Origin of the sequence: Silvibacterium bohemicum (assembly GCF_001006305.1) — a bacterium.
Lineage (GTDB): Bacteria > Acidobacteriota > Terriglobia > Terriglobales > Acidobacteriaceae > Silvibacterium > Silvibacterium bohemicum.
Map to the genome: position 1 here is coordinate 402,954 of NZ_LBHJ01000003.1, position 16,681 is coordinate 419,634.

The 16,681-nt window shown below is 56.8% G+C and carries 15 protein-coding genes; 10 read left to right on the top strand and 5 right to left on the bottom strand.

Features of this window, described 5'->3' with window-relative positions; all coding sequences use genetic code 11:
* Nucleotides 1–41: 41 nt before the first annotated feature.
* The 6 genes from XX99_RS07310 to XX99_RS07335 all read left to right on the top strand — a co-directional run bounded on the left by XX99_RS07310 (nucleotide 42) and on the right by XX99_RS07335 (nucleotide 6,622).
* Nucleotides 42–1,223 carry a glycosyltransferase gene (locus tag XX99_RS07310; protein WP_050058726.1) on the top strand — a complete coding sequence of 394 codons (1,182 nt, stop codon included), beginning with the start codon at nucleotides 42–44 and terminating at the stop codon, nucleotides 1,221–1,223.
* The gene (locus XX99_RS07315) at nucleotides 1,220–2,461 is read left to right on the top strand and encodes a glycosyltransferase (RefSeq protein ID WP_050058727.1); all 1,242 of its coding nucleotides are present in this window, start codon (nucleotides 1,220–1,222) and stop codon (nucleotides 2,459–2,461) included. Before XX99_RS07310 ends, XX99_RS07315 begins: the two co-directional genes overlap by 4 nt.
* The gene (locus XX99_RS07320; protein ID WP_082125340.1) at nucleotides 2,458–3,054 is read left to right on the top strand and encodes a WcaF family extracellular polysaccharide biosynthesis acetyltransferase; all 597 of its coding nucleotides are present in this window, start codon (nucleotides 2,458–2,460) and stop codon (nucleotides 3,052–3,054) included. The genes XX99_RS07315 and XX99_RS07320 overlap by 4 nt, the downstream gene beginning before the upstream one ends.
* Nucleotides 3,051–4,286, top strand: coding sequence for a glycosyltransferase family 4 protein (locus XX99_RS07325; protein WP_050058728.1), 1,236 nt, complete (start codon nucleotides 3,051–3,053; stop codon nucleotides 4,284–4,286). Before XX99_RS07320 ends, XX99_RS07325 begins: the two co-directional genes overlap by 4 nt.
* Before the next feature lie 31 nt (nucleotides 4,287–4,317).
* Nucleotides 4,318–5,724 carry an MraY family glycosyltransferase gene (locus XX99_RS07330; RefSeq protein WP_050058729.1) on the top strand — a complete coding sequence of 469 codons (1,407 nt, stop codon included), beginning with the start codon at nucleotides 4,318–4,320 and terminating at the stop codon, nucleotides 5,722–5,724.
* Between the two features lie 196 nt (nucleotides 5,725–5,920).
* Nucleotides 5,921–6,622, top strand: a complete 702-nt coding sequence (locus XX99_RS07335) for a hypothetical protein (RefSeq protein WP_050058730.1) — start codon at nucleotides 5,921–5,923, stop codon at nucleotides 6,620–6,622.
* A 74-nt stretch (nucleotides 6,623–6,696) separates the two neighbouring features.
* Here XX99_RS07335 and XX99_RS07340 read toward each other — a convergent pair whose 3' ends face one another.
* A complete protein-coding gene (locus XX99_RS07340; protein ID WP_050058731.1) occupies nucleotides 6,697–8,382 on the bottom strand; it encodes a hypothetical protein in 1,686 nt (561 codons plus the stop codon).
* 654 nt (nucleotides 8,383–9,036) lie between these two features.
* Between XX99_RS07340 and XX99_RS26605 the strand changes: the two genes are divergently transcribed.
* Nucleotides 9,037–9,408 carry a helix-turn-helix domain-containing protein gene (locus XX99_RS26605; protein ID WP_082125341.1) on the top strand — a complete coding sequence of 124 codons (372 nt, stop codon included), beginning with the start codon at nucleotides 9,037–9,039 and terminating at the stop codon, nucleotides 9,406–9,408.
* Between the two features lie 162 nt (nucleotides 9,409–9,570).
* Here XX99_RS26605 and XX99_RS27655 read toward each other — a convergent pair whose 3' ends face one another.
* Nucleotides 9,571–9,855, bottom strand: coding sequence for a hypothetical protein (locus XX99_RS27655; RefSeq protein ID WP_184084681.1), 285 nt, complete (start codon nucleotides 9,853–9,855; stop codon nucleotides 9,571–9,573).
* A 246-nt stretch (nucleotides 9,856–10,101) separates the two neighbouring features.
* Here XX99_RS27655 and XX99_RS07350 point away from each other — a divergent pair, with 246 nt between their 5' ends.
* The gene (locus XX99_RS07350) at nucleotides 10,102–11,832 is read left to right on the top strand and encodes a polysaccharide biosynthesis tyrosine autokinase (protein ID WP_184084678.1); all 1,731 of its coding nucleotides are present in this window, start codon (nucleotides 10,102–10,104) and stop codon (nucleotides 11,830–11,832) included.
* A gap of 33 nt (nucleotides 11,833–11,865) precedes the next feature.
* On the opposite strand, the gene XX99_RS07355 is transcribed toward XX99_RS07350, so the two are convergent.
* Nucleotides 11,866–12,525 carry a class D sortase gene (locus tag XX99_RS07355; protein ID WP_050058733.1) on the bottom strand — a complete coding sequence of 220 codons (660 nt, stop codon included), beginning with the start codon at nucleotides 12,523–12,525 and terminating at the stop codon, nucleotides 11,866–11,868.
* Nucleotides 12,512–13,321, bottom strand: a complete 810-nt coding sequence (locus XX99_RS07360; RefSeq protein WP_156185847.1) for a hypothetical protein — start codon at nucleotides 13,319–13,321, stop codon at nucleotides 12,512–12,514. The genes XX99_RS07355 and XX99_RS07360 overlap by 14 nt, the downstream gene beginning before the upstream one ends.
* Nucleotides 13,322–13,784: 463 nt before the next feature.
* On the opposite strand from XX99_RS07360, the gene gmd reads away from it, so the two are divergent.
* Together gmd and XX99_RS07370 are read left to right on the top strand one after the other, a co-directional pair.
* The gene (gene gmd, locus XX99_RS07365; RefSeq protein WP_050058735.1) at nucleotides 13,785–14,870 is read left to right on the top strand and encodes a GDP-mannose 4,6-dehydratase; all 1,086 of its coding nucleotides are present in this window, start codon (nucleotides 13,785–13,787) and stop codon (nucleotides 14,868–14,870) included.
* Between the two features lie 15 nt (nucleotides 14,871–14,885).
* Entirely contained in the window at nucleotides 14,886–15,854 is a 969-nt protein-coding gene (locus XX99_RS07370) for a GDP-L-fucose synthase family protein (protein ID WP_050058736.1), read from the top strand.
* Between the two features lie 202 nt (nucleotides 15,855–16,056).
* Here the strand turns inward: XX99_RS07370 and XX99_RS07375 are convergent, their stop codons facing one another.
* Nucleotides 16,057–16,680, bottom strand: a complete 624-nt coding sequence (locus XX99_RS07375; protein ID WP_050058737.1) for a response regulator — start codon at nucleotides 16,678–16,680, stop codon at nucleotides 16,057–16,059.
* Nucleotide 16,681 lies beyond the last annotated feature (1 nt).

A 16,681-nucleotide genomic window follows, 5' to 3' on the forward strand; every position in this document is an offset into this window, starting at 1 on the left:
TTATTGGATTTGATGACCAAACTCACTCGCGGTGCCGAGCTGTGGTTCTCTGGATCGATTGGTACCCGTACCATGTAGCGCGATTCAAGGGGCTTCAGGCAGCCTTCGGCGTGAATGGCAAAGTGCGCGGGATCGAGTTAGTCGGAGGCATCGGTGTCCATGCGGGGCTGAAGTTTCGCGAAGAGCTGCCGCCCGGCCTTCCAGTCGATACGTTGCTTCCCGAGAGAAGCTGGCAGGAGGCAAGCAAGCTGGCCCTAGCCTTTGCTGTATGGCGCAAGCTGCAGGAACTCGGCCCGGAGATGGTTCTCGTACCTGGCTACTACACGCTGCCGGCGATCGCGGCAGCCGTCTGGGCAAAGGCGCACCGGCGCACCAGTGTCCTGATGACAGAGAGCGGTGCAGCGGACCACGTTCGAACAGCGTGGAAGGAAAAAGCGAAATCAATCCTGATCCGCACGTTATTCGATTGGATGGTGGCCGGTGGCGCCGCCCATGTGCGCTATCTCCGAGAGCTCGGCATCCAGGCGAATCGTATTCTCAATTTTTATGATGTCGTCGACAACGACGAGCTGCGCAACCGCAGCATGGGGCTTCGACGCTCTTCCAGCGGAGCCGGCCATAACCTCCCGAAGAAATATTTTCTGTACGTCGGTCGATTGGCGCCTGAGAAAAACGTGACCGGATTGCTGAATGCCTGGCTGAACTACCGTGCCAGCGGCGGCCAATGGTCACTTGTGCTCGCAGGAGATGGGCCGGAAGCTTCGTCCCTGAAGAGTCTGGCATCCCAATCGTGTTTCGCTGCCGACGTCATCTTCGCCGGTCATAGAAATCAGTCCGCCCTGTCGCCCTTCTTCAGCTTTGCCAAGTGCTTCGTGCTGCCCAGCGTCCGTGAACCCTGGGGCCTCGTAGTCAATGAAGCTATGGCGGTAGGACTGCCGCTCATCGTGTCAAACCGGTGCGGGTGCGCTGAAGATCTCGTTGAAAAGGGAAGAAACGGTCTGCTGTTTGATCCTGAAGATAACGAGCAGTTGGCAGCTTGTCTCCATGAAATAGAAGAGACTTCGCCCCCCGAACTCACTCGCATGGGAGAACGGTCCCTGGAAATCATCGCCCGTTTTTCGCCTGAGAATTTCGGGAACGAGATCGTCAATATCGCCAATCGACTCGAGCACCGGGATGTACGGCCGGTGCGAAAGACAGCCTCGCCGGAGCGCGTCGCATGATAAATCCTGTCGAATCGCTGGCGGAGCAGCCGCAGCTATCGGCGCTGCCTGAGTCGCGGGGAAGATGGGTGCATGCTCTGACCCATCTCGATCCGAAATATGGTGGCCTGAGCGCCGCCGTTCCGCAGCTTGCGTCCAGCCTCGCTCTCGCGCATGGATTCTCCATCGACATCGCTGCCTTCACCGATCCCGAGGAAGACGCAACACTGCCGCAACATCCCGAGGTGCCTGTCTCGACATGGTCTGCCGATAGAAAACGATGGTTCCCGGGGGCGACAGCATCCCGGCGGTTTCGCGACCAGATGCGCGGAGCTGCGGGCGTGCATATTCACGGGCTATGGGAAGCAAGCACCAACGTGAGCGCGCACACGGCGCGTTCGTTGCGAATCCCATATGTCGTCTCTGCGCATGGCATGCTCGAACCCTGGGCTCTCGCTAATAAGGGATTTAAGAAGCGAATCTATGCAAACCTGATCGAGCGGGAAAATGTGAATGGCGCCGCGTGCCTGCACGCTCTGACTCGCGCAGAGGCGCAAAATTACCGCACGTTCGGAAGCAGGCGATCGATCGCCATCATTCCGAATGGAGTACGCCTGCCTCACACTATCGATGGTTCCATCTTTTACCATCGTTTTCCCAACCTCCGCGGCCAGCGTATCGTTCTTTTTCTGGGGCGCATTCATCTTAAGAAGGGCCTCCGGATTCTGATCGAATCCTGGGCGAAAGTTGCCACCCGGTTTCCCGATGCGACGCTAGTCCTCGCCGGCCCCGATTGCGAGAACTCACTGTCCGCTTTGCAGGAGTTGATCGCAGGGAAGCACATCACGAATCGCGTCGTGTTTACCGGCATGCTGGTCAACGAGATGAAGTGGAGTGCTTTGGCCTCTGCCCATGCCTTCGTCCTGCCCTCTTATTCCGAAGGCCTGAGCGTTGCCACTCTCGAAGCAATGGGCATGGGGCTTCCCGTGATCATCTCTGAGCAATGTCATCTGCCCGAGGTGAAGGATCGAGATACAGGCTGGATCGTTCAGACCGACGCGTCTTCGCTCGAGACCGCATTGGACAACATGTTGAGTAACTCTCCGGCAGTGAACGGCGAGATTGGCAATCGCGGGCGGCGTCTGATCCACGAACGCTACAACTGGAAGGCCGTTTCTCGTCAGATGGCCGAACTCTATCTCTGGATCGCCGGAGGAAACGAGCCGCACACCTTTGAATTACTGAAGGGGCGAAGATGAACTCTCCCATCCAGCTTCGCAACTATGACAATTCCTGGTATTTGTCAGGGCGTTCCAAGGCATGGCGTATCGCGTGGATTTTTGCGGGCCTCCCTTTTTTTCGTTGCTCTCTTCTGCCTTTCTCATCGCTGCGAGTTGGCCTGCTGCGCCTCTTCGGCGCGCGCATCGGTGCCCGCGTCGTAATCCATTCCGAAGTCACGGTCAAATATCCTTGGCACCTGACGATTGGCGATGACTGCTGGATCGGGGAACGCGCGTGGATCGACAATCTCACCGCCGTATGCCTCGGCAACAATGTATGTATCTCGCAAGGCGTATACCTCTGCACCGGAAACCACGACTGGAGCGACCCCGCCTTCGGACTCAAGATCGCTCCCATTTTCTTGCACGACGGAGCATGGGCCGCCGCAATGTGCAGACTCTTGCCTGGTGCGATTTTGCATGAGGGCGCAATCGCAGCCGCAGGCAGCGTGATCGCAGGAGAGGTGCCCGCGTGGGAAATCTTCAGCGGGAATCCCGCCGCCTTCGTGCGCCGACGTCACGTCCACGATGTGACTCACGCCGATCGGGAAGCGAGGATGGTCGCGTCATGAGAATTCTGCTGCTCAACCAGTTCTTCTGGCCCGATTCGTCACCGACCAGCCAACTCCTCACCGACGTGGCGAAGGAGTTCGTGCGCGAGGGGCACGAGGTATCCGTTATATGCGCCGATGGCAACTATGCGGTTGCCGATCAGGGAGAACCGCCCGCTGTAAAAGTCATTCGCGTCAAAGCTCTGCCTTTCGTGCGCGGCAGCGTGGGAAGGGTATTGTCCTACGCGTCGTTCTATGTTGCCGCGATCTGGCGCAGCATGGCTCTCGATAAGCCAGAGCTGGTCATCACGCTCACCACGCCTCCGCTGCTTTCGCTGTTAGGCAATCTCCTCAAGATTCTGCGTGGCAGTCGCCACTTCATCTGGGAGATGGATATCTATCCCGATGTCGCCGTCGAGCTTGGCTATTTTCGCAGAGGAGGAATCGTCGCTCGTTTCACCGGCATTCTCGCCGATTGGTCACGGCGCCGCGCAGATGGAATTATCGCGCTCGGCGAGTGCATGAAGCAGAGACTCGTCGCTCGCGGTATCCCTCCAGAGCGCATAGCCGTCGCGGAGAACTGGGCAGATAGCGAAGCCATCGCGGTGCAGCCGCGGCTTAGGCAGTCATCAAACATCGTCGTGCTCTATTCCGGTAACTTCGGCCTCGCGCATGACATGGAGACAATTCTTAGCGCTATCCGCAATCTTGATCGGGATGCGCGCTTCCGATTTCGTTTCGTTGGAGGGGGCGCGCGCCACAAGGATCTCGCCAGGCATGTGTCGGAGGAGCATCTGCAGTCGGTTGAGTTGCGATCGTATGTGCCGCGCGAACTGCTCGGCGATTCACTGGCAGCGGCGGATATTGGTCTGGTCACTCAAAGCGACGTTTGCTGTGGGGCTGTGGTTCCAAGTAAGGTTTACGGTTTGCTTGCCGCGGGCCGTCCCGTTCTTTACATCGGCCCGTCCGAAGCAACACCTGCGCGGATCGTGAGGCAGTTCGGTTGTGGATGGCACATTCCTTGCGGCCAGGCCGGAGTGTTGACCGATCTGCTGCGCCATCTCGCAGATCATCCAGATGAGGTTCATACCGCGGGGCAGCGCGCACGAGAGGCGCTGCTCCTTCATTTCGATCGCCCTCTCGGCGTAGCACGTATCGCCGGCATCGTTGGCGCAAAGTCGCAGTCACCGGTTCCACGGATAATGCCCGTGGCGCTCGACACTGCGGCGTTACGTTCGCAAGCACGTCCGTAGAACCCGGAAGGCTTTTACCCGGAGAAGTGCTATGTACACCATCCTTGGCATCACAGCATTTGTTCTATGCCTCATTCTTACTCCGCTGTGCCGCGATCTTGCTCTGCGATTCGACATCGTCGACCGGCCGGACAGTAAGCGCAAGCTGCATGAGACGCCGATCCCGCGGATTGGGGGCGTCGCCATCATGCTCGCTTATTCCATCGCCCTGGTCTCCGTATATCTGTTGACGCCGCCCAGCCAGAGGATCTACATCCGTCATCACGAATTGTTCCTTGCGCTCGCGCCGGCCACGGCCATCATCTTTTTAACTGGGCTGCTCGACGACCTCATCGATCTCAAGCCCTGGCAAAAGCTCGCCGGCCAGGCCCTCGGCGCCGTTGTCGCCGTTGGATTGGGATCGCGCACCTCGCCGCACGAGCTATCCCTCGCCGCGCACCAGTCGATTCTGGCCTCGCCTTGGCTCAATCTTCCTCTGAGCGTGGTGTGGTTGCTCGGCTGCTCGAACGCGGTGAATCTGATCGATGGCCTCGATGGTCTCGCCTCCGGAATTGGTCTCCTCGCCACGCTCACCACCCTTGTGGCCGGAATCCTTAGTGGCAATGTTGGACTGGTGCTGGCCACCATTCCGCTCGCAGGCTGCCTGCTCGGCTTCCTGCGCTATAACTTTCATCCCGCTTCCATCTATCTCGGAGATTGCGGCAGCCTAACCATCGGCTTCCTGCTCGGCTGCTTTGGCTTGGTATGGGGTCAACGCAGCGGCACGCTTCTCGGGATGGCCGCTCCTATGATGGCGCTCGCCCTTCCGCTCATCGATGTGGGCTTAGCTATCTGCCGCCGTTATTTGCGCCGCGTACCCATCTTCGCTGGGGATCGCGGCCACATCCATCACATCATGCTGGCGCGCGGATTCCGCACCAAAGATACTGCGCTGATTCTCTACGGCGTCTGCGCCATCGCCGCTTCGCTGGCCCTCATGCAGAGCTTCAGCGGTCTTTATCTTCACATCCCCGTCATCATCTTATTTGTCTTTTTAACTTGGATCGGCGTCCGCTCCCTGAACTACATCGAATTCGGCGCTGCGCGTCGAGTCTTCTCGAAGCAGCACATCCTCGGTACCCTGCAGGAGGAAATCTACCTGAAAGATCTGGACCGCTCCCTCGCCCAGGCGCGAACGATCGAGAACTCCTGGGTGGTGGTCTGCAAGGCATGCAAAGAGATGCAGATCGCGACCGTGCAGATGCAGATCAGGAATACCAACTTCGAGACTGTAATCGATTCTCGCGGCGGTCCTCAGCAATGGAAGATCACCGTCTCCCTCGGAGAGGACGGCCACCTGACCCTCAGTCGCTTCGGAGATGGTAAGCCACCCAAGCTTATGATCCCGGTTCTGGATCGATTGCAGAACGCCCTCGCCGCGCCTGCCGAGCGGGAGTAAGCTGCGCTCCAGGCTGTATCGAAAGATTCGTCTGCGCCTCGAAGATGGTCTACTGCCCCATTGGAGCATCGGGAATAAATAACAGCCCACTGTGTCTTAATATAGGGACCATGCATCATGGTTTCGAGCGGACAGCTGCCTATCGTTTTGTATCCACAACTGACGGCAAGTGACCAGCCAGGCGCTGTAGGAGCGTATGACAACAAAGCGAAAGAGCGTCCTGGAACGCTATTTCTATCTCTTCATGTCGTTGTTGATTACGGTCGTTGTTGTCTATGGCTTTAGCTATACCATCAACCAGAATCTGCTCCATCCTCGTATTCAGCCTCCGCAGGTCGTTTACCTGCACTCTTTTGTCTTTTCTGCGTGGCTGCTCTTTTTCATCTTGCAATCTGCCCTTGTACGCTCGCACAATGTGCGCCTGCATCGCACCCTAGGCTGGGTGGGGACAGCCTTCGCCGTCGCCATCGTCGTCCTCGGCTATACGACGTCGACGGCCGTGCTGAGATTGGCTGTTCAGCTCCGGCTTCCATTCCCCACCGTATCTTTCCTCTTCGTTGAAATAATGGAGCTGGTCTGCTTTGCGGTTCCATTTGCTCTGGCGATTTATTGGCGCAAGCGTCCGGATTTTCATCGCCGCCTTATGCTGATCGCCACATGCGCACTCACGGAAGCAGCTTTCGGACGCATCCCGAGCCTGCCCAACCTCTTCGCCCCCGCTGGGGTGGATGCTTTGATTCTCTTAGGCGTGCTTCGAGACATTCTCGTGGAGCGCCGTATCCACAAGGTCTATCTCTACGCGATCCCCGCGATGATCTTTTTGCAAATCTTCGCAGAGTATACGTCCGTTCACCAATCCTCCTGGTGGATTGGAATCGGCAACTCTCTCATACAATGATGGACGTTTACAGTCGGCGGCATCAGATCCCATGCGTGGGAGGCTTGCGTCGATCGGCAGTTCACCCTGAGCCTCTAGTGTGACGAATCCGCCGGGCTGGGCTTCCACGTGCCCGCACTCCGATACATTGCGACGATCGTGGGATCGTTCGCCTGCCAGTAGTCCGCGTGTCCCATCAGCACATCGCCGGTCCTGACCGAGTTCACAAGCTGGGATTCGGCAGCCGCGAGTTTCTCGGCGTCGACATCGTTGACCATGTTGACGCTGAACGCATCCGGATAATAGCTTCGCACGATCGGATCGGTCCCAAGATCGCCATGATCGATAAAGCTGAGAAATGGAGCCGTGTATCCATAGTGCTTGGGCGTGGCCTCTTCGGGCATGATCAGTGAATCGGGCAGCGCTGCGGCGAGCTTTTGAAAGATATCCGCGTCGAGAATCGCGCCATCCTGCTCCACGCTCGAGTCCACGTAGAACAGGGTCGCTCCCCATCTGTCATGGGCAAAGCGCATCTTGCCTAGCAATTCGCTGAAAGTCTCGGTGTCCTGAAGATAGACCTGCTGCGCCGTCCCGCCGGCACCGGGAGTAAAGTGCTGGGGCCGCACGCAGACGCCTACACGAAAGCCGGCGCTCGTCATGATCTTGAAGTAGGCATCGTCGAGTTTCATCCCCTTATAAGGCGAGGCGCGATCGGTGATCGTCGTCTCCATCTCCGGAGCGATCTGCGCGATGTTGTCAGGCTCACAGACATAACTCGTACTTTGCGGATATTCTTCGCCTTCGATGTCCCACGTAATGGCGCCCTGAGCATCCATCTTCTGCAGATTCGCGACGTTGTCAGAAGCCTGTTGCAGGATGCGAGCCTGGAACGCTGCAATCCCGGCCGCTGTTCTCACATCGAAGTCCGAAGCGGTATCGTCGTCGAAATACCGGCGCGGATTGTTAGGAAATCCCCCGGCCTTTTGTGGATCTCCCGCTGGGGAGCTGGCTAGAAAGACCGTGCCGATCGCTCGCCTGTCATTCCAATGCAGTGTCGCGGGCCATGCCTTGGCCCAGTTCGCGAACACATCCGAAGCCACTTTCACCGCTGATGTTCCGGATGGAGCAAACCTCAGCGACACCGTGAATGTAATGGTCTGGTTAGGCTTCACCGTGCGATCGTTGTGAGGCTGAAACACCGCCAGGCCATCAGGCGCCGTGCCGCTGATGATCGGAGAGTAAGCGATCCCGCTTCCGGCCGGCAAAAATCCGCTGTACAGGGGAGAAGTCGCGTCCGGAACGGCGGCCGTCACCTGTCCTGATCCGTAGTCGGCAACGGTAACGCTCGGCCCTGTCGTGTTGAAAGCAAGCTGGGGGTAGCTGGGGTTGCCGAAGCTCGCAGGCAACTTCGGCAGGTGAAGCGCGAAGGGATAGATCACTGCTCCGTCGAGAATCACACCCGACCCGGCCCGGTTCATCTCCGTCACAGTCATATCCAGGTTCGCGCCTTTCTGCGCAAACTTCACTTGGATCTCGCCCCACTCAAAACGGTAGGTCCAGGTATTAGTACTGGAGTTCCAACTCTTGCCGTCGTTGTTCTCGCCCCATCCATACTGTCCCTCCGAAAGGACTTTGCCTGAGAGGTCGGTCATCTTCATGTGCCATATATGGAAAGCATCGGATGGGTTTTGAGCCAGATCTTCAAGTACTACGCTGTTGTAAACGAGCCGTTGCACTCCCGACGGCCCATATGTGATCGAAAGCCCCGATTGGGCAGTCAACCATCTTCCCATTACGAAGGCTAGGCAAAGACCCGTCACCGCCAATGGAGGAAGCGATCTGAGTTTCATAGAGAAACCTGTAACCGGGATTTGAGAAATCATCTGGACCCGAGCTATCAGGGTCCAAGCCGGAGCGATTCGATCGAGCTGTACAGGAACTATAAACGCCTGGAGTATGCAAAAAACCAGAACCTTTGAGAAGCTTCATGGCATAACAACGTTCTTCTGGACGCATCGGCTTCGTTGTTGGATTTCACACTACTTGCCGAAGTAAAAATTCTTCGGAAAAGCCGCTCCGGACCCAATCACCTGCGGGCCAAAAGGGAGGCTAATTCCGACCCGGAAATACTATCCGGTTACTTTTTACATATTGCCCGATTACCTGGGAAGCCGTCTCAAAGCCGTCCGTAAAACCATGGTTAGTTACTACGTTAGCTGATTTACTTACACCAAAATTCGCGTCCGATTAGCTTGAACGACATTACTTTCAAGTCAACCTTTCTTGATGTGGGTGCATACAATCGATTGCAACCGATAACATCCCGCGGCGCACGACGCGCGGGCAAGGCACCCCGGTCCGATCGATGGCTACCGGCAACTAGATATTTGGCACGGCAGTAAAGAACGTCAAGCATCCGGTTTAAAAGGGGACTTATGAATTCGCCATCGCAGCTTCACCGTTTTACGCCCGCATCCAGCTTCGATCGCTGGCCGCACGCATCCCAGACTCGTCCCTATGCTGAAGCGAAGGCAAACCCCGGAGTCAGCGCAGACAAGACACTTGCTCATCGCGATCTTGTCGTCCCTGCTCCGGCGAATGACGTCAGCAGTCGCTTTGGCAGGCGGCTGCGTGAGCTGCGGCGGAATAGTTCCCTCACACAATCGGGTATGGCTAAAAAGTTCGGGATCGACAGGAGCTATATCAGCGATGTCGAACGCGGCCGCAAATCGATCTCTCTTCCTATTCTGGAAGTCATTGCTTTGGGACTGCGGATCAGCCTCTCGGATCTCTTTCGCGATATTTAGCTTCTAACCACATCGGCCGAACGCGCCTGTTGTCAAGACTCAAGCCGATCATGGACACGCCACCGCCATGGCGGCTCCCGGGTGGCAAGTTGAGAATTGCAGCTCGATCCTGAACAGCCGCGTCTCTTTCCGACGCAGAAATATCGAGGCTCTGCGATGAAACTATCGGCATGGGATACGGGAAACAGTCAACCGCATCTTGCCAGCGAACTCGATATCGAACTTGTTGACGGCGCTGAGGAATCGCAAGAAGATCCGGTGCAGGAATCGGCGGTCCTCAGGCTGGTCGCCGAAGGCCGTCTTACTATGTTTCGGCATCATCGCCTCGTCCTGCTCTGGGCAGTCGCAGGCTTGCTCGCTGGAATTCTCATTCAGCTTCCCCTGCAGCCAGTCTACCGAGCCCGCGTATTCCTTCAGGTCCAGTCTCCAGCTTTCGCCGCCAATCATTCGGACACTCCTCCATCCACCGTCAGTCTGGAAACTCACATCAGACTCGTCGGGAGCAATGAAACTCTAGCAGGTGTCGAACAAGGCTTGATCGAAGATCCGCAGGCGGTACCTGTTCAGCGTAGAGACTGGCTCTCGCGATTACAGCGGGTGCTTCAAATCGGCGGAAAAGATTCCATTCCGCTTTCAGCCCTCATCGATCAGTCAGCAAGAAGTATGCGCGGCTGGCGAGTGGGGAGTACGCCGATGATCGAGGTGAGCTGTAGTTCCTGGAATCCGGAGTTCGCAGCAAAGTACTGCAACATGCTGACCGCCGAAGTCCAACGCGAAGACATTCAGAGTCGCGGGGCAATGGCTACGATGACCAGCGACCTGCTCATACGTGAGGCAGCCATCGTCCAGGCCAGGTTGAAAGACGCGGAACGCAGACAGAAAGAGAAGACCGGCCGGGATCGTTACACTTCGCCGCAGACGGCCGCTAACGCTGGTCAGGATCTCCTCCAGCATTTGCAGGCCGAGTTGATCAAAGCGCAGGCCGAGCGCATGGCCCGGCGGGCGCAGATGCAGGCTGCCACTTCAAGCGATACCTCCGAGATCGCGGACCCAACGGCCTATGCAGCCTCCCAGTCTCGTCTGACCAAGCTGCAGATAGCCCTCAACGAGATGCCGTCCAAGACGCGCACTCAGGATGCAAAGCGTCTTCGTCTGAATGCGGAAATCAAACGTGTCGAAGCGGAAATCTCCGCGGAGCGTGAAGCGGCCATGCAGCGCCTCCAGGCCCAATACGAGGCAGCAGAGCATCGCGAGGATCTCCTTACCCTCTCCCTGCGGACACTTGAGTCGAGGCAGCCGCCCAATTCGCAAAACACGCCGGAGGAACAGCTGCGCCAGGAAGTCGCAAACGGCAGGCAGCTTTATCAGGCATTGCTTGAGCATGCCAGAGAAGCAGGGTTCAGCTCTGCGGCTCAAACGTCATTTGTGCGCGTGGTCGAGCGGGCCACAACTCCGCGGTCTGCGGTTTATCCCCATCGCCTGCCCTTTGCTGTTGCTGGATCAGCCTTCGGTGCATGCGTCGGTTTAGGATTGGCTTTCTTCAAGGACCGCAATCGAGCTGTGCTGCGCCTGCCCGGCGAAAGCACGAAGCTGCTTGGCGTAGAGGAGCTGGGCGTGATTCCTGCGGCAACGAAAGAGCCGCTCTTGCCGCACAGGAAGGCTGTTCACCCGCTTGCCCCTTCGCATACGAGATCTCCATCAGCCGCTCTGAGAACCGCACGCTGGGACCAGGATTTCTCTCTGGCCGCTGAAGCTTACCGCAACGCGATGTTGTCCATCCTGCTCGCCAAGCCTGAAAGGAAACGGCAAGTCTATATCGTCTCCTCACCCGGCACGGGCGAAGGCAAAAGCACCATCGCCACCAACCTCGGCGTAGCCCTCAGTAAATCTGGCTTGCGGGTGGTTCTCATCGATGGCGACCTGCGCAGACCCTGTCTCCATCGCACGCTCGGGGTGCCCAATGGGCTTGGCCTGAGAAATATCCTGCGAGGCGAGGTGAATCTCGAGAGCGCCGTCTCGCTCTACTGCAAGGCTACTGTATTTCCTAAGCTCTGCGTAATTCCGGCCGGCAGCGGAAGGGAACAGATCGCTGAATTGTTTCCTACCATGCTCTTCGGCGCGCTGGTGGAGCGCCTCGCGCGTGATTACGACATAATCCTCGTCGATACGCCACCCATCGGTCCTAGCGATGACGCCCACATCCTCGCTCAGAACACGAGCGGCGCCATCCTCGTACTTCGCTCCGACTTTACCCCTCGTGAAGACGCGGTTCGTGCGCGCGAAGTTCTTGAGCAGCATCACGTAACTATCATCGGGACGATCCTCAACGACTTCAATCCGTCGAAGGAAGGCAGATACGACTACTACGGCTCCTACTACGCCTACGAGCACAAGATAAAAGAAAGCCCGAACGCCGGCTCCTGACGTGCCACATGGCTGACCGACGGCAGAGTAAAACTAGCCTTTATCGGGAGCAGCCGAGAGCAGGTGCGCGTGTACGATAAAACGCCGCGGCGCCGCGCCAATGTAGTTGAAGGGATAGCAGGTGATGAGGGTCAGCATCGGCTGCGCGGCGATGTTCAGCACTTTGACCTCATCAGGATCGACGATCTCTGTCGAGTCGACACGGTACCAGTAAGCGCCTCCGGCCCCGGTCACCTTGATCTGCATGCCCGCGCGAATCTGCCGCAACGGGCGGAAGAAGGTGTCGCGATGGCCCGCGATGCCCATGGTGCCAAGCCCCCCTGGAAACGCCGTTCCGGGTACATGGCCGGCTCCGCGCAGCAATCCTTCTTTCGTGATATCCGCCGTAATCGGTACAGCGAGACCAATCTGTGCAATCTCCATCCGCCCGATCACAGCGGTAGGATCGCCCTCCGGCCCCAGGCTCGCGGCGGGAACGATCTCCTCCCGCGCGTCTTGAGATGAGGGCCGAGAAGGGGATGAGGACTGTGAAGGCTGCCCGATCGCAGCCGCGGCCTTTTGCGACGCGTGCATCTGCAAGCCGGCCCACCCGCAATAGAGCATTGCGAGCAGGCCGGCTGAAGTCAGCAGCAGTTGCGCTGCACGCGCAACCTGGCGGCCTCTGTGTTTAGGCCTGTTCTCAGGCAGCATCATCTGCACGGCGGCTAAAACTCAAAACTCCAGCCGCGAAGAGCGACAACAGACCACCGATCAGAATCAGCGGCAGGTTGCTGGCAGTGTGCGGCAACTTTGCCAGCACCGGCTTGCGCCTCACGCTAAGAGACTGGGGTGCGGGTGCAGGCGGAGCTGCAGGGGGCTCGTTCTGCGCAACCTCCTGGGGCGGCGCCGGTTGAGCGGTCTGCGGTGCCTGATAGCGTGCCGCCTGGATTGCCGGCTGCGTCGCATCCTTCGGTCCAACCGTTGTCGGCGTGAGGGTCCAGAGTGTGACCATCGCCATGTCTTCCTTCGAGAGGGTGTTGTCCTTCACGACCATTCCTTCGGAGGCAGGATCGATGGCGGGCACCGTTCCGCCGCTCTTCTTGGCAATCGCCACAGCCTGGTCTTTGGGATAAACAAATTCGACCGCGCCACCCCCAGGGAATGAGAAGCCGCGCAGAGCGCCCTCGTGATCGGAGGACAAATTCCAGGAGATAGGACCTGCGACCCCGCTGCTCAGCCCGGAATTCGGCACTCCGAGGAAGGTGGAATGCAATTTTCCCTTGGCGTCATCGACGCGCAGCACGATGCGATCAGAAAGGTGATCGACAACAGTAATGGAGTAGCTTCCGGGTTTGAGCTTGTCGTTAGGAATCTCCGTCGGAGACGTGACGGAAAATGTGGAGGTGAGGGAAACGGCGGCTGGATCTGCGGGAGCCAAAGGAGCAGCGATTAAGGATGCGGCTGAACCTACGCTAACTATTACTCCCCAAACCGATGGATGAAGTCGCATGGCATGTCCTTTAAGTGAGAGCGTTCGTGCAGGCTGTAACTCAGGCTGGGGAAACCGCAGAAAGCACCGCACATGGCCTACTAGGATGCGCTGACCTTCCAAGTGGCGAAGAATGTTGGCAATAGCCGACATTCTTCACGTGAGCAAAAACTGTACTCGCAGAACGAACAAATCCGGGATGGTCTGTTCATAATCTTGAAGGTGGGAGCGTTTCGTAAGCTAGTCTAGAGATGCTGGACAAAGAGTGCAGGATATACCTGACATAGAGTAGTAATTCTCTGGAATTTGGTACCAAAAATCGCTCTGCTTACGCCTACCCACTTGTTACAAGCACAATGTTATGTTCCGATAGAAGCCACTTGATGGGCCGCGTCAAAAGGCGTGGTCTGCTGCGGTTTTAAACGACGGCCCGGTTTCTGCCAATAGATTGCACTAATTCCAAAACTTTTAGAGGTGCGAATCATTGAAGAAAGCTCTGATCACCGGAGTAACGGGTCAAGATGGCGCATATCTCGCCGATTTCCTGCTCAAAAAGGGTTACGAGGTTCACGGCATTAAGCGCCGGAGTTCACTGTTCAACACCGATCGTATCGATCACATTTACGAAGACCCACATATTGAAGGGCGTCGTTTCATCCTCCACTATGGCGATCTCACCGACTCCACTTCGCTGATTCATATCGTGCAAAAAGTGCAGCCGGATGAGATCTATAATCTGGGGGCGCAAAGTCACGTAAAAGTTTCCTTTGAAGAGCCCGAGTACACCGCCAATTGCGATGCGCTTGGACCTCTGCGTCTCCTTGAAGCTATCCGCATCCTCGGCATGGAGAAGAAGACCCGCTTTTATCAGGCGTCGACCTCTGAGCTTTACGGTCTCGTTCGCGAAGTTCCTCAAAAAGAGAGCACGCCCTTCTATCCGCGGTCACCCTACGCAGTCGCCAAAATGTATGCCTTCTGGATCACGGTCAATTATCGCGAAGCTTATGGCATGTATGCCTGTAACGGAATTCTCTTCAATCACGAGTCTCCGATGCGCGGGGAAACTTTCGTGACGCGAAAAATTACGCGCGCCCTTGCGCGCATTAAAGCCGGCCTGCAGGAAACGCTGTTTCTTGGCAATATTGATGCGCTGCGCGATTGGGGTCACGCACGCGACTACGTAGAAATGCAATGGTTGATGCTGCAGCAGCAAGAAGCAAAAGATTATGTCATTGCGACGGGCGAGCAACATAGTGTGCGGGACTTCGTGAACCTGAGCGCCGGCATGCTCGATTTCAAGTTGCATTGGCAGGGGTCCGGTGTTGACGAACGCGCTTACGATGATCGGAATCGGTTGGTCGTGGCAGTAGATCCGCGTTATTTTCGTCCTACTGAAGTCGAAACACTGCTGGGCGATCCATCGAAAGCCAAGCGAGAGTTGGGCTGGGAGCCTCAAACCAGCTTTCTTCAGCTCGTTCAAGAGATGGTCGCAGCCGATTTCGAGTCAGCGAAGCGAGATGCGCTTGTGAAGCGTCATGGCTTCACTGCGTATAATTTTCATGAGTCCTGAGGTGCAGAGCTATTGATGCGGAGCTCCGAAAAAATCTTTGTAGCGGGGCACCGTGGGTTGGTAGGCAGCGCCATCTGCCGCGAGCTGGAGCGCCAGGGTTATCACGACGTTCTGCTTCGATCACGGCTCGAATTAGACTTGACGGACAGGACTGCAACCCGTCTTTTTTTTGAGCGAGAACGTCCTGATTATGTCTTTCTCGCGGCGGCAAAAGTTGGTGGTATCGCTGCCAACCGTGCATATCCCGCGGATTTCATTCGCGAAAATCTTGAAATTCAGACCAGCGTAATCGATGCCGCCTACCGCTGCGGAGTGCAGCGTCTGCTTTTTCTCGGCTCGAGTTGTATCTATCCTAAGCTTTGCCCCCAGCCAATCAAGGAAGAGTATTTGTTGACCGGGCCGCTTGAGCCCACGAACAAAGCGTATGCACTAGCCAAGATCGCGGGCATCGAAATGTGCTGGTCATACAACCAGCAATACAAAACACAATTTGTGGCTGCCATGCCTACCAACCTGTATGGTCCGAATGACAACTTTGACCCTACGAATTCCCATGTGCTGCCGGCCCTGATTAGAAAAACAATTGAGGCGAAGGCTTCAGGACAACCCAGTATTACTGTTTGGGGAACAGGTGAACCACACAGGGAATTTCTCTTCAGCGATGACCTGGCGCAGGCGTGCATCTTTCTGATGAACCTGCCTGACGCGGAGTTCAACAGTCTTTTGACCTCTGAAGCACCGCCGCTCGTTAATGTTGGTTCAGGCACAGATCTGACAGTCCGCGAGTTGGCGGAGTTGGTTTGCAGAATAGTAGGTTTCGATGGCGAGCTGGTTTTCGATACGACGCGGCCTGATGGAACTCCGCGCAAGCTTTTGGATGTCAGCCGTATTCATTCACTCGGGTGGGAAGCGAAAACTAACCTCGAGGACGGGATTCGCCGCACTGTCCTAGGTTTGGAAGATCGATTCCGCCCCGTCTCTTAGAAGAGAAATTTAAGCTGGCTTCTGCCCGGTGCAATTGTGAAATCTTGTACGTGCTAGGCGGTCTGTTTGTGTCCGGGCGCTGGCGCACGAAGGGCATCCGCCGTGTATTGCGCCCTGAATGCCGCCACGACTCAGCTCGAACACTCGTCTATATCGCCCGTACGAAATTCTCAACACAGCCTTTTCTAAAGTCGAGAGGGAATCAGTTTTGGATGAAGCCTCGATTCAGCGCGATTGTGACTGCGTGAGTGCGATCATTCGCTCCGAGCTTCGAGAGAATGCTCTTCATGTGGCCTTTGACCGTAGCTTCGGAAATCGCAAGCTTTTCCGCGATAAGCTTGTTTGAATTTCCGGCAGCAACGCTTCGCAGCACATCGATCTCACGATCGGAGAGCACATCGTCGCCCAGGTGCTCGGCGAGCTTCGCCGCGACGACTGGAGGAATGACACGCTTTCCACTGTTAACGACTCGGATGGTGTCCAGCAAGTCCTTACGCAGCATATTCTTCAAGAGATACCCTGCGGCGCCGGCCCGGATCGCGCGCAGTGCCTGAGCGTCCCCCTGATACGTGGTTAATATGATGAAGCGGGATCCGGGGAATTCGCTGCGTATGGCGTTCATCGTATCGACGCCATCCATGCCGGGCATCTGAATATCCATCAATGTGACATCCGGACGGTGTATGCGGAAGCCTTCGATCGCCTCCTGCCCATTGGTTGCCTCGGCTACCAGCTCCATGTCAGGTTCTCCCTGAATAACCGCCGCGATACCTTCGCGCAGAAGAGGATGATCGTCCACCGCAAAAACCTTTATCGTTTTGGTCATA